The sequence below is a fragment of the Mesoterricola sp. JemC181 genome, assembly GCF_055384585.1.
In genome coordinates this window covers 571,898-593,634 of sequence record NZ_AP045076.1, presented here as the reverse complement: position 1 = coordinate 593,634, position 21,737 = coordinate 571,898, and the positions used below count along the sequence as shown (strand labels likewise).

Annotated in this window: 20 protein-coding genes; 8 read left to right on the top strand and 12 right to left on the bottom strand. The window is 68.9% G+C overall.

Annotated elements, in window-relative coordinates; translation table 11 throughout:
• Nucleotides 1-39 precede the first annotated feature (39 nt).
• From ACZ5MC_RS02670 to yihA, 5 genes are all read left to right on the top strand, one after another.
• Nucleotides 40-507 (top strand): DUF6941 family protein, encoded by a 468-nt coding sequence (locus tag ACZ5MC_RS02670; RefSeq protein ID WP_306598721.1) that lies wholly within the window; start codon nucleotides 40-42, stop codon nucleotides 505-507.
• Nucleotides 508-572: 65 nt separating this feature from the next.
• Complete coding sequence (locus ACZ5MC_RS02665; RefSeq protein ID WP_306598720.1) at nucleotides 573-1,574, top strand: ThiF family adenylyltransferase; 1,002 nt, start codon at nucleotides 573-575, stop codon at nucleotides 1,572-1,574.
• Nucleotides 1,575-1,578: 4 nt separating this feature from the next.
• Nucleotides 1,579-2,310, top strand: a complete 732-nt coding sequence (ftsE, locus tag ACZ5MC_RS02660; protein WP_306598719.1) for a cell division ATP-binding protein FtsE — start codon at nucleotides 1,579-1,581, stop codon at nucleotides 2,308-2,310.
• A 272-nt stretch (nucleotides 2,311-2,582) separates the two neighbouring features.
• Nucleotides 2,583-2,879: a 2-amino-4-oxopentanoate thiolase subunit OrtA gene (gene ortA, locus ACZ5MC_RS02655; RefSeq protein ID WP_306598718.1), complete on the top strand. Its 297-nt coding sequence runs from the start codon at nucleotides 2,583-2,585 to the stop codon at nucleotides 2,877-2,879.
• A gap of 58 nt (nucleotides 2,880-2,937) precedes the next feature.
• Nucleotides 2,938-3,528 carry a ribosome biogenesis GTP-binding protein YihA/YsxC gene (gene yihA / locus ACZ5MC_RS02650; protein WP_306598717.1) on the top strand — a complete coding sequence of 197 codons (591 nt, stop codon included), beginning with the start codon at nucleotides 2,938-2,940 and terminating at the stop codon, nucleotides 3,526-3,528.
• Here yihA and ACZ5MC_RS02645 read toward each other — a convergent pair whose 3' ends face one another.
• Nucleotides 3,529-5,595, bottom strand: coding sequence for an ATP-dependent DNA helicase (locus tag ACZ5MC_RS02645; RefSeq protein WP_464516981.1), 2,067 nt, complete (start codon nucleotides 5,593-5,595; stop codon nucleotides 3,529-3,531).
• Nucleotides 5,596-5,751: 156 nt separating this feature from the next.
• On the opposite strand from ACZ5MC_RS02645, the gene ACZ5MC_RS02640 reads away from it, so the two are divergent.
• Nucleotides 5,752-7,191 (top strand): glutamine synthetase family protein, encoded by a 1,440-nt coding sequence (locus tag ACZ5MC_RS02640; RefSeq protein ID WP_306598715.1) that lies wholly within the window; start codon nucleotides 5,752-5,754, stop codon nucleotides 7,189-7,191.
• Nucleotides 7,192-7,300: 109 nt separating this feature from the next.
• Here the strand turns inward: ACZ5MC_RS02640 and ACZ5MC_RS02635 are convergent, their stop codons facing one another.
• From ACZ5MC_RS02635 to ACZ5MC_RS02585, 11 genes are all read right to left on the bottom strand, one after another.
• Nucleotides 7,301-8,509: a hypothetical protein gene (locus tag ACZ5MC_RS02635; RefSeq protein ID WP_306598714.1), complete on the bottom strand. Its 1,209-nt coding sequence runs from the start codon at nucleotides 8,507-8,509 to the stop codon at nucleotides 7,301-7,303.
• Nucleotides 8,510-8,555: 46 nt separating this feature from the next.
• The gene (locus ACZ5MC_RS02630; RefSeq protein ID WP_464516980.1) at nucleotides 8,556-9,689 is read right to left on the bottom strand and encodes a methyl-accepting chemotaxis protein; all 1,134 of its coding nucleotides are present in this window, start codon (nucleotides 9,687-9,689) and stop codon (nucleotides 8,556-8,558) included.
• Nucleotides 9,690-9,905: 216 nt separating this feature from the next.
• Nucleotides 9,906-10,241, bottom strand: coding sequence for an SCP2 sterol-binding domain-containing protein (locus tag ACZ5MC_RS02625; RefSeq protein WP_306598712.1), 336 nt, complete (start codon nucleotides 10,239-10,241; stop codon nucleotides 9,906-9,908).
• Nucleotides 10,238-11,983, bottom strand: a complete 1,746-nt coding sequence (locus tag ACZ5MC_RS02620) for an FAD-binding protein (RefSeq protein ID WP_464516979.1) — start codon at nucleotides 11,981-11,983, stop codon at nucleotides 10,238-10,240. The genes ACZ5MC_RS02625 and ACZ5MC_RS02620 overlap by 4 nt, the downstream gene beginning before the upstream one ends.
• Nucleotides 11,984-11,996: 13 nt before the next feature.
• Nucleotides 11,997-12,230, bottom strand: a complete 234-nt coding sequence (locus tag ACZ5MC_RS02615) for a 4Fe-4S dicluster domain-containing protein (protein ID WP_306598710.1) — start codon at nucleotides 12,228-12,230, stop codon at nucleotides 11,997-11,999.
• Nucleotides 12,227-12,934, bottom strand: a complete 708-nt coding sequence (locus ACZ5MC_RS02610) for a Crp/Fnr family transcriptional regulator (RefSeq protein ID WP_306598709.1) — start codon at nucleotides 12,932-12,934, stop codon at nucleotides 12,227-12,229. The genes ACZ5MC_RS02615 and ACZ5MC_RS02610 overlap by 4 nt, the downstream gene beginning before the upstream one ends.
• A 7-nt stretch (nucleotides 12,935-12,941) precedes the next feature.
• On the bottom strand, nucleotides 12,942-13,562 hold the full coding sequence (locus tag ACZ5MC_RS02605; protein WP_306598708.1) for a hypothetical protein: 621 nt from the start codon (nucleotides 13,560-13,562) through the stop codon (nucleotides 12,942-12,944).
• A 68-nt stretch (nucleotides 13,563-13,630) separates the two neighbouring features.
• A complete protein-coding gene (locus ACZ5MC_RS02600) occupies nucleotides 13,631-14,125 on the bottom strand; it encodes a MarR family winged helix-turn-helix transcriptional regulator (protein ID WP_306598707.1) in 495 nt (164 codons plus the stop codon).
• Between the two features lie 79 nt (nucleotides 14,126-14,204).
• Nucleotides 14,205-15,104: a phosphate acyltransferase gene (locus tag ACZ5MC_RS02595; RefSeq protein ID WP_306598706.1), complete on the bottom strand. Its 900-nt coding sequence runs from the start codon at nucleotides 15,102-15,104 to the stop codon at nucleotides 14,205-14,207.
• Between the two features lie 10 nt (nucleotides 15,105-15,114).
• Entirely contained in the window at nucleotides 15,115-16,173 is a 1,059-nt protein-coding gene (buk, locus tag ACZ5MC_RS02590) for a butyrate kinase (RefSeq protein ID WP_464516978.1), read from the bottom strand.
• 3 nt (nucleotides 16,174-16,176) lie between these two features.
• On the bottom strand, nucleotides 16,177-18,684 hold the full coding sequence (locus ACZ5MC_RS02585; RefSeq protein WP_306598704.1) for a 2-oxoacid:acceptor oxidoreductase family protein: 2,508 nt from the start codon (nucleotides 18,682-18,684) through the stop codon (nucleotides 16,177-16,179).
• 346 nt (nucleotides 18,685-19,030) lie between these two features.
• Here ACZ5MC_RS02585 and ACZ5MC_RS02580 point away from each other — a divergent pair, with 346 nt between their 5' ends.
• Complete coding sequence (locus ACZ5MC_RS02580) at nucleotides 19,031-20,836, top strand: 2-oxoacid:acceptor oxidoreductase subunit alpha (protein WP_306598703.1); 1,806 nt, start codon at nucleotides 19,031-19,033, stop codon at nucleotides 20,834-20,836.
• Between the two features lie 8 nt (nucleotides 20,837-20,844).
• Nucleotides 20,845-21,726 (top strand): 2-oxoacid:ferredoxin oxidoreductase subunit beta, encoded by an 882-nt coding sequence (locus tag ACZ5MC_RS02575; protein WP_306598702.1) that lies wholly within the window; start codon nucleotides 20,845-20,847, stop codon nucleotides 21,724-21,726.
• Nucleotides 21,727-21,737 lie beyond the last annotated feature (11 nt).

Here is a 21,737-nt window from a genome sequence, read left to right as displayed (position 1 = left end):
CACACTGGAGGTAGACTTGCAGTTCAACCAGGAGATCCCATGCAAGAAGTTCAGATCAAGGCGCCCAAGCACGAATTCACCCTTCTTTGCGACGACATCCGGCAGGAAATGGGCGGCAAGACCTCCCTGATGGGTCTCTACGACCACCACATCGTGGTGCCCCAGATCCCCTTCGTCCTCCCCAAGGTGTGTTTCTACACCCGCTTCTCCCGCATGGACGGGATCTTCAAGTTCAGCTTCTCCATCGTCGCCCCCGGCGGCGAGCGCAAGGACATCATCCGCGACAGCGACGTCCAGATCCCCGACGGCGCCAAGGAAGGCACCTTCAACGTCATCGCCTCCCCCTTCGAAGTGGGCGGCGAGGGCGTCTACGAAGTGATCATCGGCCTCACCAAGGGCGCCGACCGCTTCGAGTACATCTACAAGTTCGCCATCTCGGACGGCCAGCGCCTCCAGAGCGATTATGAGAAGGCCATGGCTGAAGCCCAGAACGGCGCCGGCAACTAACCGAAACAGGCTCATCGCCCCAAGGGACGGATACGCATCCGTCCCTTGTTGTTTATGATGGTGGAATGTCAGAGCGGTACGCCAAGCAGCGGATCTTCCTGGGGGGCCCCGCCGATGCCCGGCTGCGGACCCGCCGCGTCGCGGTGGTGGGCGTGGGCGCCACCGGCTCGGTCATCGCGGGCTGGCTGGCCCGGGCCGGCGTGGGGCTCCTGACCCTCATCGACCGGGACATCGTCGAGACCTCCAACCTCCAGCGCCAGATCCTCTTCCAGGAAGGCGACCTGTTCCGGCCCAAGGCCGAGGTGGCGGCCCAGAGGCTCCGGGAGGCCAATTCGGAGATCCAGGTGGAGGCGGCCGTCACGGACCTCACCAGCGGCAACGCCCGGGAGCTCCTGGCCGGCTACGACCTCATCATGGACGGCACGGACAACTTCGAGGCCCGGTACCTCATCAACGACTACGCCATCCTCACGGGCACCCCCTGGATCTACTGCGGGGCCATCGGCGGGGAGGGCCTGGTCTGGCCCATCGACCCGCCCCGGACCCCGTGCCTGCGCTGCCTCATGGAGGAGCCGCCCCCCAGCGGGGACATCGACACCTGCGACACGGCCGGCGTCCTGGGTCCCACGGTGGGGATCGTGGGCAGCTGGGCGGCCCTGGAGGCCATCAAGCTCCTCACCGGGACCGAGCCCCACAAAGAGCTGGCCCGGTTCGACTTCTGGCAGAACGAGCGCCAGTTCCTGAGCCTGCCGGCCACCCGCTGCCGCTACTGCACGGACAAGGTCACCGAGTTCCTCAACGCCCGCTGGACCGTGAAGGCCTCCCGCCTCTGCGGCCTGGACGGCGTGCAGATCCGGGTGAACCCCCCGGGCGCCCTGGACCTGGAGGCCCTCCGGGCCCGCATCGAGAAGCGCACGGGCAATGCCTGGAAGATCAACCCCCTGTCCCTCTCGGGCAAGGAGGGGGACCTGAACATCATCCTCTTCCGGGACGGCCGGGCCCTCCTGCACGGGGACATCAGCCCCGAACGGGCCCGTGGCTGGTACACCGAGGTTGTGGGATGCTAGGGGCATGATCACCCTCACCCACGTGGGCAAGCAGTACGGACGCATCCATACGGCCCTGGCGGACGTGAGCTTCCACATCGACGCCGGGGAGTTCATCTTCCTCACCGGGCCCAGCGGCGCGGGGAAGTCCACCCTGCTCAAGCTGCTGTTCCGGGAGCAGGTGCCCTCCACCGGGGAGATCCGCGTGGCCGGGCACCGCCTGGCCTCCATGCCCCACAAGGAGATCGCGATCCTGCGGCGGAAGATGGGCGTGGTCTTCCAGGACTTCAAGCTTATCCGGACCATGACGGTGTTCGAGAACGTCTCCTTCGTGCTCAAGATCCTGGGCGTGAGCCACGCCGAGCAGAAGCAGCGCACCTTCCGCGCCCTGAAGATGGTGGGGCTCCAGCACAAGCTGGCCAGCTACCCCATGCAGCTCTCCGGCGGCGAACAGCAGCGCGTGGCCATCGCCCGGGCCCTGGTGAACGACCCCCTGGTGCTGGTGGCCGACGAACCCACCGGGAACCTGGACCCCGACCTGGCCCAGGAGATCATGACCCTCTTCGAGCGCATCAACGGCCAGGGCACCACGGTGCTGGTGGCCACCCACGACCGGAACCTCATCCAGCGCATGCGCAAGCGCCTCATCGGCCTGGACCACGGCCGGGTGGCCTTCGACTACCCCGCCCCGGCCAGCACGGTGGTGCTCGGCCCGCCGCCTGAGGCGCCCCGGCCGGTGGACGGACCACTGGTTTGACATAGCGTCAATTTCCGTTGGGAATTTTCAGGGGGGCCCGGGCCCGGGGACCGGTGCGTCCGGAGGCGATCTGGACACTTGGTAAAACCGTGTTTGCACATACGGAGGCCATCGACTGGAATCCCTTTGGATCCGCAAAACTTTGGGGGTTTTGGTTATCAATTTGTGCCATGATTTTCGGTGAAACCAGCTTTCCCGCAGCCGGCAGATGCCGGACGGTCTGAACGGTTGAATGCATTTGAATCAGGACAAACCTTCGTAGAGGTGATCTTGTGTGCATCGTAGCCAAAGGAACCTGGGTTGAAGTCGAGCGGGTCCTCTCCCGCCCCGGGGAGCGCCTGCCCGCCCTCCCCAGGGACGGCGCGCGGACCCCGCAGGTGGTGAGGGTTTCCGGCTTCCTGCTGGAGGACGCCGAACTGGGCCAGCACGTGCGCATCCGCACCATCATCGGCAACGAGCACGCCGGCAAGCTCCGCATCGAGAATCCCGGCTACGGGCACAGCTTCGTGAACACCTTCCCCGAGCTGCTGCGGTCCACCGCGGGCGCCAACGCGGGCGGCGCGGCCTGATCGGTTCGAGAAAAACCGCCGGATCTGCCAAGCTGGACATGGAAACGAGAGAGAAACCATGGCCCAGCCCCTCCGAGATGCGCGCTTCGTGACTTCCGCCGCCACCGTGCGGACCCTGGGGGTCTGCCACGCGGAAGTGGCCTTCGTGGGCCGGTCCAACGTGGGCAAGAGCTCCCTGCTCAACGCCCTCTGCATGCAGAAGGGCCTGGCCAAGACGTCCAAGACCCCCGGCCGCACCCGCCTGATCAACGTCTTCCTCACCGGCCCCGACCGGTGGATCGTGGATCTCCCCGGCTACGGCTTCGCCACCGGCCCCGCCAAGGAGCGCGCCACCTGGCAGGAGATGATCGAGTCCTACCTCACGGGCCGCAAGAGCCTGCGCATGGTCTACGTCCTGGTGGACGCCGAGGTGGGCCCCACGAAGCTGGACCACCAGATGGTGGAGTGGCTGCATTCCGTGGACCTGCCCTACCGCATCGTGGCCACCAAGTGCGACCAGGTGAAGCCGTCGCGCAGCCTGGCCCAGCGCCGGGACGTGGCCGCGGACCTGCACCTGGAGACCGGCGACATCGCCTGGGTGAGCGCCGAGAAGGGCACCGGCATCCCGGAGCTGCGCATGGAAGTGGCCGGCCTGCTGGACCTGCTCTAGCTAGAGGGCCCTCAGGAACGCCTCGACCTGCTCCCAGCTCCGGCTGAGGGGAAAGGGCGGCAGCGCCGCCCGCACCTGGGCGGCGTAGCGCTTGCCGCTGGGGTCCTCGTGGGGGAGCATCATGCGGGGGTCCAGGATGCACACGGCCCCCTTGTCCGTGCGGGTGCGGATGAGGCGGCCGATGCCCTGCTTGAGCTTGAGGGTCATCTGGGGCACCTGGATGCCGATGAAGCCCAGGCCCTGCTTGAGGTTGTCCGCCTCCCGCACCCGGGCCTGGAGGACGGGGTCGTCGGGGGGGGTGAAGGGCAGCGCGGTGACGATCACCAGGCTAAGGGCCTCCCCGGGCATGTCCACCCCCTGCCAGAAGCTCGCCAGGCCCAGCAGGGCGGCGTGGGGGGTCTTCTTGAAGCGCTCCATCATGGCGGAACGGGTCATGCCCTCGCCCTGCACGAAGAAGGTGATGCCCGGCAGGGCGGCCTCCAGGCGGGGGCGGAAGGCGGCCAGCATCTTGCGGCTGGTGAAGAGCACCAGGGCCCGGCCGCGGCTGGCGGTCATGAGGCGGCCCATGGCGTCCAGGCTGGCTTCCACCCAGGCGGGGTCGCCCACGGCGTCCCGGCCGGGGCGCCGGGCGGGGAGGTCCGGGGGGATGAAGAGGAGACCCTGGTTGGGGAAGTCGAAGGGGCTCTCCACGTGGCGGCTCTGGTCGGCCTCCTCCTCCGTGAATCCCAGGCGCAGCTTCAGGCCCTTGAAGCCCTTGCCGTCCCGCAGGGTGGCCGAGGTCAGGATCACCGTCTCGAAGCCCCGGCGCAGGTGCTGGTGGAAGAAGGGCCGCACGTCCACGGGGTTGGCCTTGAAGAGCACCATCTGGGGGCCCTCCCTGGAGATGGTGGAGACCCAGCCGGCGGGCTGGGCGAAGATCTGCTCCATGCGGTCGAAGGCCACGCCGATGCGTTCGGCCACCTTCCGCCAGCCGATGTCCTCGGCGTTGCCGTCCACCCGGCGGGCGGCGAGGCGCTTGGCCTCCTTCCAGGCCGCCTGTCCGGCCTCCACCCAGGCCCCCACGGCGTCCGCCAGGGGCTTCAGGTTGAGCCGGTCGTCCTCGAAGCCGAAGGTGCCGCTGTCCAGGGGCACCGCGGCCAGGAGGGCCGACCACGCGTCCTCCCAGGGGCCCAGGTGGGCGTCCATCATCGCGCCCTCGGGCTCCTTGGCGGCCTCGGCGGCGATGTCCCGGAAGAGCATCGTCATGGCGCGGTTGCTCCACTGCTCCGAGCAGCTGTCGGTGAGCTGCTCCTCGATCTCGTGGGCCTCGTCCAGGATGAGCACCGGCGCGTCGGGCAGCACCTGCCCGAAGGCCGACTCCCGCAGGACCCGGTCCGCCAGCAGCAGGGCGTGGTTGGCCACCACCAGGTCGGCCTCCAGGATCTCCTGGCGCAGGGCCGTGAGGTGGCAGTCCTCGTAGTGGGGGCACTGCCGCCCCGTGCACCGCTCGGCCCGGGCGTTGACGCGGTCCCAGAGCTCGGACTCCCCCTCCCCGTACCGGCCCAGCTCCTCCCGGTCGCCCTGGACGGTCTCCTTGGCCCAGCGGGCCATGGCCAGCCAGAGGCCGTGGTCGGCCAGGGTGAACTCCGCCGGGGGATTGGCCTCCAGGGCCTCCCAGGCGCTCTTGCACAGGTAGTTGCTGCGCCCCTTGGCCAGAACCGCCTTCACCTCCCGGCCCAGGATGCCCCGGGCCCGGGGCAGGTCCTCGTCCAGGAGCTGGCGCTGGAGCTGCTTGGTGCGGGTGGCCACCACCACCGGGCGCCGCCCGGAGGCCAGGGCCGGAACCAGGTAGCCCAGGGACTTGCCGGTGCCCGTGCCGGCCTCGATGGCCTGCACCAGGGCGTCGGGACGCGTTTCCTTGTTGCCGCCCCCGTTGCGCCAGGCGTCGAACTTCGCCGCCCCCTCCTTGATGGCGTCGGCCACGAGCTCCGCCATCTCCTTCTGCCCCTCGCGGGCCTCTGCCCCGGGAAAACAACTGAAGATGCGGCCTTCCGGAGGTGCGAAGTAGGGATCCATGGGGTGCTGCATGGCTCCAGAATGGCGGAAATTGGGCGAAACAGGAAGCCCTCCCCGACAGGACCTCTTGTCAAAGATTGTCAAATAATTTTCTTGATTTTTATTCTTAATACCAATAATTTTATTCTACAGAAGCCAAATTTTAGGCTTCGCACCGGAGAAAGCGCCATGGCCAACGACAGCCTCAGGACCTTCCTGGAGATTCCCTACGACACCCTCGAGGAGATGAACCTCCATGCCAAGCAGCAGCGCCTGGACCGGGTGCCCCTGGACCAGATCCGCGAGGAGCGCATGGCGTACCTGGCCGGCGAGAAGCGCATCAAGGCCGTGACCGTGGCCTTCACCGACATCGAAGGCCGGCTCCACATGCTGGACTACGACAAGAAGTACCTCCTCAAGTCCTACGACAACCTCACCTTCGACGGTTCCTCCATCCGCGGCTTCTCCGCCCAGGCCGAGTCCGACCTGCGCCTGGCCATCGACTGGCCCGCGTTCTACTGGCTGCCCTCGGACATCTTCGGGGCCGGCAAGGTCCTGGTGTTCGGCTTCGTCATGGAGAAGGACGGCACGCCCTACGCCTCCGACTTCCGGGCCCGGCTGCGCGACGTCACCGAGGCGCTCTACGCCAAGGAAGGCATCGTCATGAACGCCGCCAACGAGATCGAGGGCTTCCTCTTCAAGGGCCGCGACGCCGAGCGCCACTACCACGAGACCAACGCCTTCGAGTTCATCTCCACCGGCGGCTACTACCACTCCCTGCCCGGGGACAGCCTGCGCGCCTTCATCGACACCTCGGCCGAGGCCCAGCGGGCCATGGGCTTCTCCAACGAGAAGGACCACCCCGAGGTGGCGCCCTCCCAGTTCGAGATGAACTACAAGTACGCCGAGCTGAACGTCGCCGCCGACCAGGTGCAGCTCTACAAGCTCCTGGCGCGCCAGGTGGCCGCGCAGATGGGCCTCACCGCCTCCTTTCTGCCCAAGCCCGTGGCCGGCGTGAACGGCAACGGCATGCACACCAACATCTCGGCCAACAAGGACGGCAAGAACCTCTACTTCGACGCCGCGGGCCGGGACGGCCTCTCCGCCAAGGCCTGGGACTTCCTCAACCGCATCCTCGCCAACGCCGCCGACCTCTGCCTGATCCTGAACCCCAGCGTCAACGCCTACCGCCGCCTGGACCCGCACTTCGAGGCCCCCAACCAGATCAAGGTCTCCCCCACGGACCGCGGCTCCATGATCCGCATCCCCCTGGGCAACGAGCAGTCCGCGCGCATCGAGGTGCGCTCGGTGGGCCCCGACGCGAACCCCTACATGCTCTACTACGCGCTCCTGAAGACCGGCCTGGAAGGTCCCGCCGGCGAGCCCGAGGACACCACCAAGCGCCCCCGCACCCGCTTCCTGCCCGACAACATCTTCGACGCCATCCGCCTCTTCAAGGCCTCCCGGTTCCTGGCCGAGGCGCTGGGCGAGGACATCCACGCCAAGTTCGCCGAGGTCAAGCTCCTCCAGGCCGAACGCTGCCCCAAGGCCCTGGGCGCCATCGTGAAGGCCTGCGAGATCCAGTTCCACCACGAGGTGACCAACCAGCTCCTCTGGAACCAGTTCTAGCCATCTGGGCGGGGCGGCGGGGGCAACGCCCGGGGGGGAAAAGCCGCCCCGTCCCGCCCAGGCATTTGGAATCAGGAGGGGCGCCCCCGCGGGGGCGCCCCTTCCCCGTTCAGGCCCGCACGCAGAGGGCGTGGTAGTCCCGCAGCCGGGCCTCCCAGTGCCCCGGCACCAGGACGTGGTGGTTGCCCATGGGGTTCTCCAGCAGGGACGCCACGGACCCTTGCAGGCGCACCTGCACCTGGGTGCGGCAGCGCTGGGGGGAGTCGCCGTTGGCCAGGAGCTCCCCGTCGGAGACGAAGAGGCCCTCCAGGCCGGGGCCGCCGATGCGGGCCAGGGTCACGGGGCCTTCGGGCAGGGTCCCCTGGATGCCCACGCCCAGGCCGGACTCGAAGTGGGACCGCAGGCTGTAGCGGCTCACCAGGCCCCGGGGGACGGTGCAGTGGGCCAGCCACAGGGTGGAGTCCCCGGGGTCCAGGTCCTGGGGGTTGGCCATGAAGCTGGGACCGCCGCTCACGGCCTGCATCCAGAGCATGGTGAGGGCCGCGGGCACGTCGCCCTCGCAGCCCGCCACGATGCCCTGGTCCAGCAGGGCCGACAGGGCCAGGCACCCGGTGGTGGCCAGCTCGGTGACCAGGTCGAAGCACCGCACGCTGCAGGCGTCCAGGTCGTAGGCCCGCACCACGGCCCGCAGGCCCGCGCCCACCCGGGCCGCCCGTTCCAGGTCCCGGGCCGTGGGCTCCAGGATGCCGGCGGCGCCCCCGCAGAAGTCCAGGCGCAACGCCTCGGCCTCCTCCGGGTCCGCGTCCCGGATGGCGTCGCGCACCGCCTCCATGGGCACGTCCACCACCTGCGGACCCCACACGGCGGCCACCCGGGCCGGGTCGGGCATGCTCCCCACGAGCCAGTCGGAGGGGGCCCCGATGCGCCCCAGGCGGGTGGCCCTCATCTGGGCCCGCACCGCGAGATGGTCCGCCACCCGCGACAGCGCAGCGTAGCCCTCTTCCCCGTCGTTCAGCAGGAGGATCCGCCCGGCGCGCCCGTCCTGGCGCAGCCGGCAGAGCACCTCCATGGCCGCCGGCAGGGAGTTCTGCCTCGGGTGGGCCAGGAGGAGCACCGGCCCCTCCTGGCCTTCCAGGGCCTCCAGCGCCAGGTGCTCGGTGCCCCCGGTGACGATCAGCAGCGCGCTGGCCTCCCCCGGCGCCTCCAGCATGCGGTGGACGATGCCCCTCGCCTCCAGGGCGGCCCCGATGCCGGCCACGGCCTCCCGCACCTGGGCGGCGGAATGGAAGGAGGATGCGAGCGGGAGGATGGTGAGCATGGGCGGCCCCGGCATGGCGTCCGGACGTCGGGTCGCCTTGGCCAGATTATGCCACCTGGAATCGCCGGGTGAGCTCCCTCAGCTCGCTGGCGGTGGCCGCAAGGTCCTCCACGGTCCGGGCGGTCTCGGACATGGAGGCGCTGAGCTGGTGGGTGGCGGAGGCGCTCTCCTCGGTGATGCGGAGGGTCCTCGCCATGCGGTCCCGGGCCACGGCGCTCTCCGCCACCTGGCGCTCCACCGCCACCAGCGCGCCCCGGGCCCCCTCGGCCTGCCGCCGGATGTCCTGCATGAGCTCCTCCAGGCCGGCCTGGACCGTGGCCACGGAGCGCGCGCCCTCCTCCACCCGCGCCCCGCTCTCCTGGATCAGGTGCGCGATCTCCCGGGCGGCGCCCGCCGAGCGCTCCGCGAGCTTGCGCACCTCTTCCGCCACCACCGAGAAGCCCCGGCCGTACTGCTGGGCCTTGGCGGCCTCGATGGCGGCGTTGAGGCTCAGGAGGTTCGTCTGGTTGGCGATGTCGGAGATCACGGAGGTGATGGCCGAGACCCGGGCGGAGCTTTCGCCCATGGCGGCCATGGCCCGGGTCGACGCGTCCACATTGCGGCAGCTGCCCTCGCCCACCTTCAGCATCCCCGTGATCTGGACGACGTCGGCCTTGATGCCTTCGCCGATGGCATGGAGGGTGTCGGCGATCTGCAGGACGGACCCCCTGGCCTGTTCGACCTCCACCCGCTGGGAGTCGGCCCCGGCGCTGATCTCCCGGGTGGCGGCCTCCACCTGGGCCGCGGTGGCCGAAAGCTGCGTGGCCCCGGAGGCGGCCCGCTCCCCCATGTGGGAGATGGCGCCCACCTCCTCCCTGAGCTTGGCCACGGCCAGGCTCAGGTCCCGGCCCACGGCGCCCAGCTCGTCCCGGGCGTCCAGGGCGCAGGCCACGCGCAGATCGCCCGCGGCGAGGCCCCGGGCGACCTGGGCCAGGGAGCCCACGGCCGCCTCCATGTTCCGCGCCGCGAACGACGTGAGAACCCAGGCCGCCCCCGCCGAGCACAGGAAGGCCGCGCACAGGACAGGCGCACCGCACCGCGCCAGGGCGGCCGCCAGGAGCGCCAGGGCCATGAGCGCCTGCGCGCCGAACAGCGCGGCGAATTTGGTACGGATCTTCAGGTGGGCCAGCTTGTCGAACATTGGGGGCTCCGGAGGGGGCATGGGTTTCCGCGCGGACTTCTGCAGCATCCATGCCAGACTTCCGGTTGGCCTGAAACGCCCTGCCTGTGGGCCTTCCGGACCCGCCACGGGGTCCCGCGGTCCGGATAACTGTTCACCTGCCGTGAACACCTGCCCACCTTCCCTTACGCGAAAAGGGGGCGCCTGCCGCACCCCCTTCCCACGCTTGTCGGGGACCTATTCCATCATCTTGGCGAACTGCTGGCCCGCCTTGTTGTCGCCCTTGGACTTCAGCTTGCCGGTCATGAAGGCCACGGCCACGTTGCTCTTGCCGGTCATCACGTCGAAGAACACCGCGTACGTCCCGGAGACGGTGACGGTGGGGGCCTCATGGACGCCGGCCACCACGGGCTGGGCCACGCCGTCGACGATCCGGAAGTACCAGGTGCCGTTGTCGTCGGCGGTGAAATCGTAGGCCATGGTCCAGTTGATGCCCGCGAATTTGTCGGCGCGTGCGTTCACGCGATCGACGGTCGAGGAGAGGAAGGCCTGGGGGGAGGGATTCTCGCTCATGCTTGCTCCTGCTGGGGAAGGTACCTGTAGTTGGCGACGGGCAGGGGCTCCAGGGTCAGGTCCATCTCCCCGTTCTTGTCCTGCATGACGATCCACTTCATGAAGTCCTTGTCGTTCCTCGCCTCGAAGTCCTCCCGGATGTGCCAGCCGCGGGTTTCCTTGCGCTCCAGCGAGGAGCGGAAGTACATCTCGGCGCAGAGCACGGTGCTGCGGCACTCGTTGGCGGCGATGACCTGGTGGGGATCCCTGGCCGCGATTCGGCCGAACTGGGCCTTGAGCTCCAGCACCCGGTCCAGGGCCCTCCGGAGGCGGTCCTCGCGCTTGAGGCCGGTGTATTCCACGGGCTGCATGAGGCTCTTGAGCTCCCACATGTAGGCCTGGGGGCTCAGGTCGCCGCCGCTGGCCAGGGGGGCCGCGACGGTCTTCGCGAAGGTCTCGACCTGGCCGGGGTCCACCTCGCCCTGCTCGTGGGTGCTGGCGTAGGCGCCGGCGGACCCTGCGGCGATGATGCCGGTCATGACGGCGTGCATGAGCCCCGACCCGCGGTTGCGGCCCGGAGGGGTGGGCACCGCGCCGGCCCAGGCGCTGCCGTTGGCGCAGATGTCGCCGGCGGCGAAGAGGCCCTCGAGGGTGGTGGCCATGCCGTGGTCCACGTAGAGGGGGCTGCACTCGCCCACCACGCCGGGCACCACTTCGCGCCGCGTGGCGCCTTCGCCCACGGGGGCGCCCATGCGGTTCTTGTTGAAGATGACGTTCCAGAACTTCTGGGCCAGGGGGCGGTAGTACTCCTCGTCGGCGTCGCCGCCGTAGCAGCACAGGTTGCGCCCGATCCAGGAGCCGATGAAGTCGTTCTTCTCCAGGTCCTCGTAGATGGGGCCGTTGCCGTCGCGCACCTCGAGATACATGAGCACGGACTGGCCGCCGCCCAGGTCGATGCCGCCCACCACGCTCTTCATGCTGGGGGGCAGGTCCGCGCGGCTCTCCATGGTGCAGGCCCTGCCCTTGGCGTTCACCAGGGCGTCCTCGGCGCCGTAGGCCACCGTCTTGGAGGCCCGGTCCATGAGGTTCACGAACGTGCCGAACTCGGCGTTGCGCACCTTGGCGCCGGCGCGGTAGGCCGCGGCGATGCCGTCGCCCTTGCCGTTCCACATGTTCATGATCGACCAGTTCTGGTCGCCGCAGGCCAGGATCACGGCCTTGGCCTTGAACACGCAGGGCTCGCCCGTGAGCAGGCTGATGCCGAAAGCGCCCACCACGCGGCCGCCCTCCGTGAGCAGGTCCGTCATGGCCACCTTGGCGTGGCTCTTGATGCCCAGCTTGGCGGCGCGCCTGGCCATGGGGATCATGACGTCGATGTCCACCAGCGTGACCTTCCACGGGATGATCGCGTGGGCGTTGAGGGAGTCCTCGCGGCTGAGCTTGAACTTCACGCCCCAGGTCTCCCAGCGGTCCATGGTCTTCCGGGTCGAGTTGGCGTAGATGCGCAGCATGTCCTGGTCGTTGAGGTAGTCGCCCAGGTTCTCCGTGTGGTACTGGACGTAGGTCTCCTCGTCGCCCTCGGGGATGAAGGCCACGTGGCCCCCGCCCTTGTTGGCCTTGCCTCCGTAGCCCGGGAAGCACTTGTCCACGGTGACGACGCGAAGGCCGGGGTTGTCCTCCTTGACGGTGAGGGCGGCTGCGAGCCCGGCCAGGCCGTGGCCCACCACCAGGACGTCGGACGTGATGATGTTGGCTTCGTTCATGGTCTGCCCTTTCCTAGCTCTGGCCGGCGATGTAGGAGCACGGGAAGGGGATGCTGTAGTCCACCACCACCTTGACCGCGTCCTCCGTGCAGGAGATCTCGCAGAAGTTGCACACCACGCAGTCCTCCGGGTAGGCGATGACCGGCTTCCCGCGGGCCTCGTCCCAACGGATGACGTCCGCCCAGCATGCCTTGTAGCATGTCTTGCAGCCGACGCAGAGATCCTCGTCGATCAGGATCGCGTTCATGGATTTCCTCCGGGTGGATGGGTGGGTACCTGGCCCAGGAGGCAGAGCCCCTGGAAGTCGGCGATGTCGAGTTCGTTCTTGGTGAAGCGGCGGATGATCCCCTGGTCCCGGAGCCGGCCCACCGCCTTGCTGACGCTGACGCGATGGAGGCCCAGGAGCTTGGCGAGGTCGTTCTGGGTGAGGTCGGCGTTGATGGTGACCTCCTTGCCGATGGGCGAGGCCCCCTTCTTCCAGCGGACGTAGTAGACCAGGATCCTGCAGACCCGCTCGAAGAAGTCCTGGCTGAGGCTGTCCTGCAGCCAGACGCCGTACATGCGCACGATGTGGCCCAGCAGCCCGGCCATCTCCAGGAGCAGTTCGGGGTGCTCGCGGGCGATGGGGCCCTCGATGGTCTCCCTGCGGAAGAAGTAGACCGTGCAGGCGGTGTGGGCCCACACCGTGGCCTCCCCGGTGGTGCCGGTGGAAAAACAGCAGGCCTGCCCGAACAGGCAGCCCTCGCCCACGCTGTAGAGCACCTTCTCGGGGCCGTGGAGCGTGTAGAGGGCCGTGTCCACGGTGCCCTCCGCGACGTAGTAGACGCCGTCGGCGGGCTGGTCCATGTCCAGGATGAGCGCGCCCTTCGCGTAGGCCTGGCGCGTGCCCAGGTGCGTCACCTTGCCCCAGGAGGGGCACAGGTGCTCGAAGATCGGGAACTCGAATTGCATCGGGGCCTCAGGGGATGAACTTGTAGCGGGCTTCGCGGCCGCGTCCCTCCACGGAGAGGTCCGCGTAGGGGTTGTAGTCGGTGTTCTTGACGACCTTGTAGAGGGTGTAGAGCTGGGGGAGGAAGTCGCCCCAGCAGCCCACCTCCTCGGTGCAGTGCTCGGCCCAGACCAGGCCTTCGGCGCGGGTCTCCTTCCTGCGGGTCCCGATGGCGGAGGACCGTCCCACGACGCCGTAGTCGGTCTTCTCCCACTGGTGGATGCGGTAGCCCATGGGCTCGGCCTTCCGGAGGGCCTCCTCCCCCAGGCCCAGGCCCGCCACGATCACCACGTGCTCGTAGATGATGTAGTCCCGCACCTCGGGCGGCACGTCCTCGAGCTTCTCGAAGCGGATGTAGAGGTTCTGGCGGGAACCGTCGTTCCAGGTCTGGGGGGCGATATGGATCGACCCCACGGGGTTGCCGTGCCTGACGGGGACGGCCCACTTCAGGGGCTCGTGCTGGGCGGGGTGCCAGAGCAGGAAGCCCTTCTCCATGTTGGACCAGAACCAGTCGATCATTCGCGCCGTGACTTCCTCGTGCTTCCAGTCGAGGTGGGTGCCCATGGCATCCTGGACCATCGAGACTTCCATCGCTTTCACTCCTCGGGGCAGGACCTCCCCGCCCCGCAGTGCGGGTTCGCGGCCGGGTCCGGGTGGGTCTATTCGGGCTTCAGAAGGGGGTGGGTGGGGAGGTGGGGGCGGATCTCCGCGAGGACCGAGGCGAGGTGCCGCCTGGACTCCGCGGGCACCCGCGCCAGGAGGTCCGCGTAGGTCCTGACCGTGAACGCCTGCAGGTCCTGCAGGCGCTCGATGCCGGCCTCGGTGAGTTCCACGACCTTGGAGCGGCGGTCGGTGGGGAGTTCGTTGCGCTCCACCAGGCCGTGGCGCACCAGGCGCTCCACCATGCGGCTTGCGGCCGTCTGGCTCAGGGCCAGGCCCTTGGCGAGCTCGGCGATGGTCTGGGGGCCGTTGCGGTAGATGCGGTGCAGGGCGTGCAGCTGGCTGAAGGTGAATTCCCCGCCCTGGAGGGCGTAGGCCATGCGCTGGAGCACGTGGAAGTCGACCAGGCCGTGGATCAGGTCGAAGGCCCGGCCCAGCTGGGTCAGCTCGTCCTGGGCTTCATCGGGCTGGGCGATACTAATGCCTCTGTGCACTACATGCCTCCATGCATGTAATTTTGGGCGCACCCCGCTGGATGTCAAGACCCTTTGATCTTCTATTAAGGGGAAATTCTCAGGCGCGGGCCATGAGGGCGGCCATGGCCAGGGCGTTGAACTTGGCCTCGGCCGGATCGGCCCGGGAACCCAGGACGATGGGATGGGTGGCGCCCAGGACCACCCCGGCGAACTTGGCCTTGGCGTAGTGGATCAGGGCCTTGGTCACCATGTTGCCCGCCTCGATGCCGGGCATCAGGAAGATGTCCACGTCACCCGAGACCGCGCTGGGGAGGCCCTTGTGGTGGGCCGCCTCGGGGCTCAGGGCCACGTCCATGGCGATGGGGCCCTCCACGACGCAACCGGGGAAGGCGCCGGCCTCCCAGGCCTCCACCAGGGCCCTGGCGTCCAGGGTCGCCGGCATCCTGGGGCTCACCTGCTCGTTGGCCGTGAGGACGGCCACCCTGGGGGTGGCCACGCCCATGCGGGCCAGGGCGTCCAGGGCGTTGGCCAGGATCAGCTTCTTGGCCTCCAGGTCCGGCGCGATGTTCATGCCGCCGTCGGTGTAGAAGCCCAGCTTCCTCTCGCCCGGGACTTCAAGGGCGGCCAGGTGGCTCAGGAGACGGCCGGTGCGCAGGCCCCGGACCGGGTCCAGGGCCGCCTTCAGGAAGACGGCGCTGTTCACCAGGCCCTTCATGAGCACCTGGGCCTCGCCGTCCCGCACGAGGCCGGCGGCCACCAGGGAGGCCTTGTCCATGTCGGCTTCATGCACGATCCGGCTCTGGGCGCCGATCTCCAGCTTGTCCACCAGGGGCGAGATGAGGGCCTTGTCCCCCACCAGCACCGCGGTGATGAGACCGGCGCGGATGCCGGCCTGGATCCCCTCCAGCAGCTCCGCGTCCTGGGCCGCCGCCACCGCCACCCGGATGGGTCCGCGGGTGCGGGCCGCCGCGGCCAGTTCTTCCATGTTCCTCAGCATGACCAGCTCCTCAGCTATAGACCTTGGCCGCTTCCTGGCCCCGGAGCACCCGCAGGGCGCCCTCCGCCAGGGCTTCCAGTTCCTCTTCCCCGGGCATGACCCGCACCGGCGCGATGAAGGCCACCCGGGCGGTGACGTCGGCCACCATGCGTTCCGAGTAGGCGATTCCGCCCGTGATGACCACGCGGTCCACCTTGCCTTCCAGGACGGTCGCCATGGCGCCGATCTCCCGGCCGATGCGGTAGGCCATGGCCTTCAGCACCAGGTCCGCGTGCGCGTCGCCGCCGGCGGCGCGCCGCTCCGCCTCACGCACGTCCCGGGTGCCCAGATGGGCGTAGAGCCCGCCGGACCCGGACATCAGGCTCATCATCTCCTTCTCGGTGTACTTCCCGGAATAGCAGAGCTTGGCCAGCAGCATGGAGGGCAGGCCGGCGGATCTCCCCGGGGAGAAGGGGCCCTCCTCGTCCGCGCCGCTGACATCCACCATTCGGCCCTTGCGGTGGGCGGTGATGGAGACGCCGGTGCCCAGGTGGGCCACCACGAAATTGAAGTCGGCGTAGGTGCCGCCCAGTTCCTGGGCCGTCCGCCGTGCCACCGCCTTGCTGTTGAGGGCATGGGAGAAGCTGATGCGGGGCAGCTCGGGCAGCCCGGACAGGCGGGCCTCGGGTTCCATCTCGTCCACGGACACCGGGTCCACGATGAAGGCCGGAATGCCCCTGGGGGTGGCCAACCGGTCGGCAAGGATGCCCCCCAGGTTGGAGGCGTGCTCCCGGCCAACCGCCAGGTCAGCCAACAGCTTGGCGTTCACGGCGTAGGTGCCGCCTTCGATGGGCTTGAGCAGGCCGCCGCGGCCCACCACCGCATCCAGGCCGGCCAGGTCGATGCCGGCCCCGGCCAGGGCCTTCAGGATGAGGTCCAGCCGGTAGTCCAGCTGGTCGATGACCCGGGGGTAGGCCTCCAGGGAAGCGCCCTGGTGCTCCACGGCGAGGCGGAAGCAGGCGGTCTCATCCTCGAAGACGGCGAGCTTGGTCGAGGTGGCGCCGGGGTTCAGGGCGAGGACGCGGGCCACGGGCTACCTCGCTGCCGCGGGCTGGGCCGAGGAGGCCCGGCCGGCGTTGAAGGCGGCGAAGTTGGCGGCCCACACGGCGGCCTTGGGGTTCACCTTCTGCAGGGCCTTCCACCACAGCTCCACCGGGAAGCGGTCGAAGGGCTCAAGGGTGCTGAGGATGCCCATGAGTAGGACGTTGGCGATCTTGCCGGTGGGGTCGCCCAGCGCGATGGCCTTCTCCAGCAGGTCCACCTCGATGAGGTGGCAGGGCTTCAGGATCGCCTTGAGCTGCGCGTCGGTGGGGTAGGCCTCCTCCGCCATGCCCTCGGGGAGGATGCGGGTGTTGGCCAAAAGGACGGTGCCCCCGGGCCGCAGCAGGTCCAGGAACCCGGGCCGCAGGACTTCGCTCTTCTCCATGACGATCAGGCAGTCCACGGTGCCCGGCAGCAGCACGGGACTCACCACGTCGCCGCAGCCGAAGGTGCTGATGACGGGGCCGCCCATCTGGGCCATGCCGTGGGTGTCGCCCTTGACGATGTTGCGCTCGCCGTAGCCCGCGGCCATGGCCAGCTGGGTGAGGACGCGCCCGAAGAACAGGTTGCCCTGCCCGCCCACGCCGCGGATGGCCAGGGAAAGGCGCTGGGGGAGGCCCGGTGCGGGGGCGTCGGCGATCTCCGCGGGGGCCGCGGGGAAGCTGCCGCCGGCGGCCATGCCCAGGTCGTCCAGGGTCACCGCCTTCAGGACCTTGGTGGGGCACATCTGGCTGCAGGCGGGCTCGTGGCCGCCGCACCCGGAGCAGAGGTTGGTCACCTCGGGCACGCCGCTGGCGCCCTTGGCGAGGCCGGGGCAGATCAGGCACAGGTCGCACTGCTTGCAGGCGTCAGGGTCCACCTGGACCCGCTGCTTGCTGGGCTTGATCTTCTTGAGGCAGGCGCCGTCGCGCACCACGATGGTGGTGAAGGTGCCGGCGGCCGCGTCGGCCAGGGCCTTGCGCAGCGTGGCGCGGATGGTCTTGCGCTCGTAGGCGCCGATCACCTCGACCTTGGCGCCGTGGGCGGCCAGGGACGCGGGAAGGTCGAAACGGTTGGGTTGGCCTTCGAGGTTGTTGGGGGAGGTGGGGGAGGGCTGGCCGCCGGTCATGGCGGTCCACTCGTTGTCCAGGATGATCTTCACGCCCGGGACGTTCCGGTAGATGGCGTTGCGGGTGGCGTCCATGCCGGAGTGGCACTCGGTGCTGTCGCCGATGAGGCTGACGCACTTCGAGGCCTGCCCGGGCCGGGAGAGGACGTAGCCGGTGCGCTTGCCCTCGCTGGCGCCCATGGCCAGGCCGGTGTCCATGGCGTTCATGAAGTAGAGGAGCGCGTTGCAGCCGATGTCGCCGAAGATGGCGTCCACCGTGCCCTTGCTCTTGGCGTAGGCCAGCTCCTGGGCCATGAGGCGGTAGGGGCAGCCGGGGCAGATGAGGGGAGGCCGCACGACGCCGGCCACGGGCAGGTCCGCCTTGGGAACCTCGAGGCCCAGCAGTTCGGCGATCAGGGCCGGGGTCCATTCGGTCACGGGGCTGTAGGGCAGCTTGCCCCGCACCTTCAGGCCCGCGGCCTCCATGGACTCCTGCAGGTGGCGGTAGCCGTCCTCGATGACCACGACGTCTTCGACGGTGGCGGCGAAGCGCTTGATGAGCTCCAGGGGCAGCGGGTTGGAGAAGGCCAGGCTCAGGACGTCCAGGTCCAGGCCCCTGGCCTCGATGACTTCGCGCAGGTAGAGGTCGCAGACGCCGTAGGTGACCACGCCGGTCCTTCCGGCGCCCTTGTCCCAGCGGTTGAGGGGGCTGTTCTCCACCATCGCCACCAGGCCGGGCATGCGGTTGGCCATGACGTCGAGGTACGACTTGCTGCAGATGCTGGGCAGGACGTTGAAGCCGTGGAGGTCGGCGGGCATCTTCACGGGCTCGCGGGTGGTGACCGGGTTCAGGCGCACCAGGCCCTCGCTGTGGCACAGGCCGCCGCTGGGCATGACGACCACCTGGGTGTTGAAGGCCCGCGCAACGTCCACGGCCAGGCGGGGCGCCTCCAGCATCTCCTGGTGGTTGCGGGGCTCGAGCACCGGCACGAAGCAGCTCTTGAAGAGCGGGCGCGGGTCCACCAGGTGCTGGGTGGAGCTGGGGGTGAAGTCGCTGGCGATGAAGTAGACCAGGGCCCCCCGCTCCTTGATGATGCCCGAGCCGCTGGTGAAGATGTCGCCGGCCTGGAAGAGGCCCGGGATCTTCATGGTCACCACGCAGTCCCGGCCCGCCAGGGTGTGGCCGAAGCCCACCGCCGCGGCGGCGGCCTCGTTCACGGACCAGCCCACGGTGATCAGGTCCTGTACCTGGGAGAGCCCGCGGTCGATGACCTCGGAGCTGGGGGTGCCGGGGTAGCCGTCGGCGCTGTGGACGCCGCTGCGCACGCAGCCGACGGCGAAGGCGATGTTGCCCTGAAGCACCTCGGCGCGGCCTTCGGGTGCCTGGCAGAGCTGGCGGATGGAATCGGACATGGGGTTCTCCTGGCGATAAGTGATTCTTGGCCAGGACGCCCGGGCAAAACGTAGCTGGGGCTACTAAACGCTGAAAAACAACGGAAAATGGCCATCTCGTGACGTAGGTCACTCATAGATGACCGGACGATCCTTTGATTTCTGCGCCAGGCCCTCGGCTTCAAGCACAAACGCCTTTCAATCTGCTTTCTCCATGCCGAATTCCGCCCCTCCGGCCCGGCTTCCCCGGATTTGCCCGTCCCTGCCCAGATGGCCATTTCCCCGGCCGCCTCCGCTGGATACCATGGGTCGGACGCATGGAAAATCCGCAACCGATCCGACACCCCCTTTCTGAAGGGCATTAGCCATGAGCGACCAGAGTCCGGCGCACAATCTCGTATTCGGCATGGCCGGCTCCGGCGGCGACGGCATCGTCTCCGCGGGGGACTCCCTCCTGCAGGCAGCGGCCGCCGAGGGCTACCACGGCGTCATGACCAAGAGCTTCGGCTCCCAGATCCGGGGCGGCGAATCCAGCTGCCGCGTGCGCATCAGCACCGAGCCCATCCTCAACCCCGGCGGCAACCTGGACGTGGCCGTGGCCCTGAACTGGGAGGACTTCCTCAAGTTCGGCGCCGAGCTGCCCGTGAGCGGCAACACGGTGGTGATCTACGAGGCCGCCACCCTGATCCCCCCCGACCGCATCCCCCTGGTGGGCGTGGTGCCCCGCCAGGTGATCCCCGTGCCCATGACCCAGATGGCCAAGGACACCGCGGGCACCGAGCGCGCCAAGAACACCGTGGTGCTCGGACTCATCGCGGGCTGGTTCGGAATCGGCGCCGTGGCGGTGATGAAGGGCATCCGGAAGAAGCTGGCCAAGAAGGGCGAGGAGCTGGTGGAAGCCAACCAGCGCGCCTTCGACGCGGGCCGGGCCTTCGCCATGGCGAACCCGCTCCGGGTCAACATGAACATCGTGCCCTCCGAGACCAAGGGCGCCCTCAAGCTCATCACCGACGGCAACGACATGTGCGCGGCGGCGGCGATCTTCGCGGGCTGCCGGTTCTTCGGCGGCTACCCCATCACGCCCTCCACCGAGATCATGCAGTTCTTCACGGACCACGTCTGGAAGTACGGCGGCTCGGTCCTCCAGGCCGAGGACGAGATCGCCGGCATCGGCGCGGCCGTGGGGGCCTCCTTCGCGGGGGTCAAGGCCATGACCGCCACCAGCGGCCCCGGCCTCTCGCTGAAGACCGAGATGATGGGCCTGGCCACCATCGCCGAGCTGCCCCTGGTGATCGTGGACGTGCAGCGCGGCGGCCCCTCCACGGGCCTGCCCACCAAGAACGAGCAGTCCGACCTCTTCGCGGCGTGCTTCTCGGCCCACGGCGACGTGATCCGCCCGGTGCTGGCCCCCACCTGCGTGGCCGACACCTTCCGGATCACGGTCGAGGCGTTCAACATCGCCGAGTACTACCAGACCCCGGTGATCATCCTGTCCGACCAGGAGATCAGCCAGCGCAAGGAGACCCTGGACCCCATCGACGTCAGCCAGTTCGAGATCATCGAGCGCCTGCAGCCCAACGCCCACGACCTGAAGGACTACAAGCGCTTCGCCCAGACCGAGAACTTCATCAGCCCCATCAGCCACCCCGGCATGCTGGGCGGCACGTACCTGGCCTCGGGCATCGAGCACACCGAGGGCGGGGCCCCCACCAACAGCGGCACCGTCCACGCCCGCATGAACGACAAGCGCACCCGGAAGTTCGATCCCCTCAAGGACCGCAAGGACCTCTTCGAGGTGCTGGGCAACCCCAGCGCCCCCCTGGCCATGGTGGCCTGGGGCAGCGTCGCCGGCGTCTGCCGCGAGGCCCTCCAGATGGCCCTGGACGAGGGCCTGAACGTCAAGCTGATGGTGCCCTACCTGCTCTACCCCGTGGCCGAGGGCGCCTACCGGGAGTTCTTCGCCTCCGTGCGCAAGGGCCTGATCATCGAGCAGACCCACCTGGCCCAGTTCCACAAGCTCCTTCGGATGCACCTGGACCTGCCCGCGGGCGTGCGCCCCCTGGCGCGCAGCGGCGCCAACCCCTTCCTGCCCGGCGAGATCGTCGCGGCCCTCCACAATCTCCTCTCGGAACTGCAGCGCAGGCACGAGGGCAAACTTCAGCCCCAGGAGTGAGGTCGACCATGAACGGTACCGCCACCTGCGATTTCCAGCCCAAGGACTACAAGAGCGACCTCAAGCCCATCTGGTGCCCCGGCTGCGGCGACTTCGGCGTGCTGCAGGGCATCTACCGGGCCCTGGCGGCCATCGGCAGGCCCCCCCACGAGATCGCCTTCGTGTCCGGCATCGGCTGCTCCAGCCGCATCCCCGGCTACACCACGGCGTACGGCTTCAACAGCGTGCACGGCCGCAGCCTGCCCATCGCCCAGGGCATCAAGATGGCCAACCCCGACCTGCTGGTGCTGGCCGCCGGCGGCGACGGCGACGGCTTCTCCATCGGCGGCGGCCACCTGGCCCACATGGTGCGGCGCAACATGGACATCGCCTACATCGTGATGGACAACCAGATCTACGGCCTCACCAAGGGCCAGCTCTCGCCCACCTCCCACAAGGGCCTGACCACCTGCACCTCCCGGCACGGCAGCCTCGAGGAGCCGGTGAACCCGCTCCTGTACATGCTGGCCTACGGCGCGGGCTTCGTCGCCCAGGCCGCCCCCACGGACCTGCCGGGCATGGCCGCGATCATCGAGGCGGCCATCCGCTACCCCGGCTTCGCCTTCGTGAACATCCAGTCCCCCTGCGTGACGTACGGCATGGAGGAGCAGCAGCTCAAGGGCCTCAAGGCCATGCAGGAGAGCCTGGAGGGCCTGGGCCACGACTCCACCGACCGCCTCGCGGCCATGGACCTGGCCCAGCACTACGGCAGGAAGCTCCACCTGGGCGTCTTCTACCGCAACCCCGAGCCGCCGCCCACCTACGGCGACCTGGTCAAGGCGCGGCAGGAGGAACTGTCGAAGAATGCCCTCCCGGTGGAGCGCATCCTGGACCTCTTCATCAAGAAGTGAACGGGAGCCCC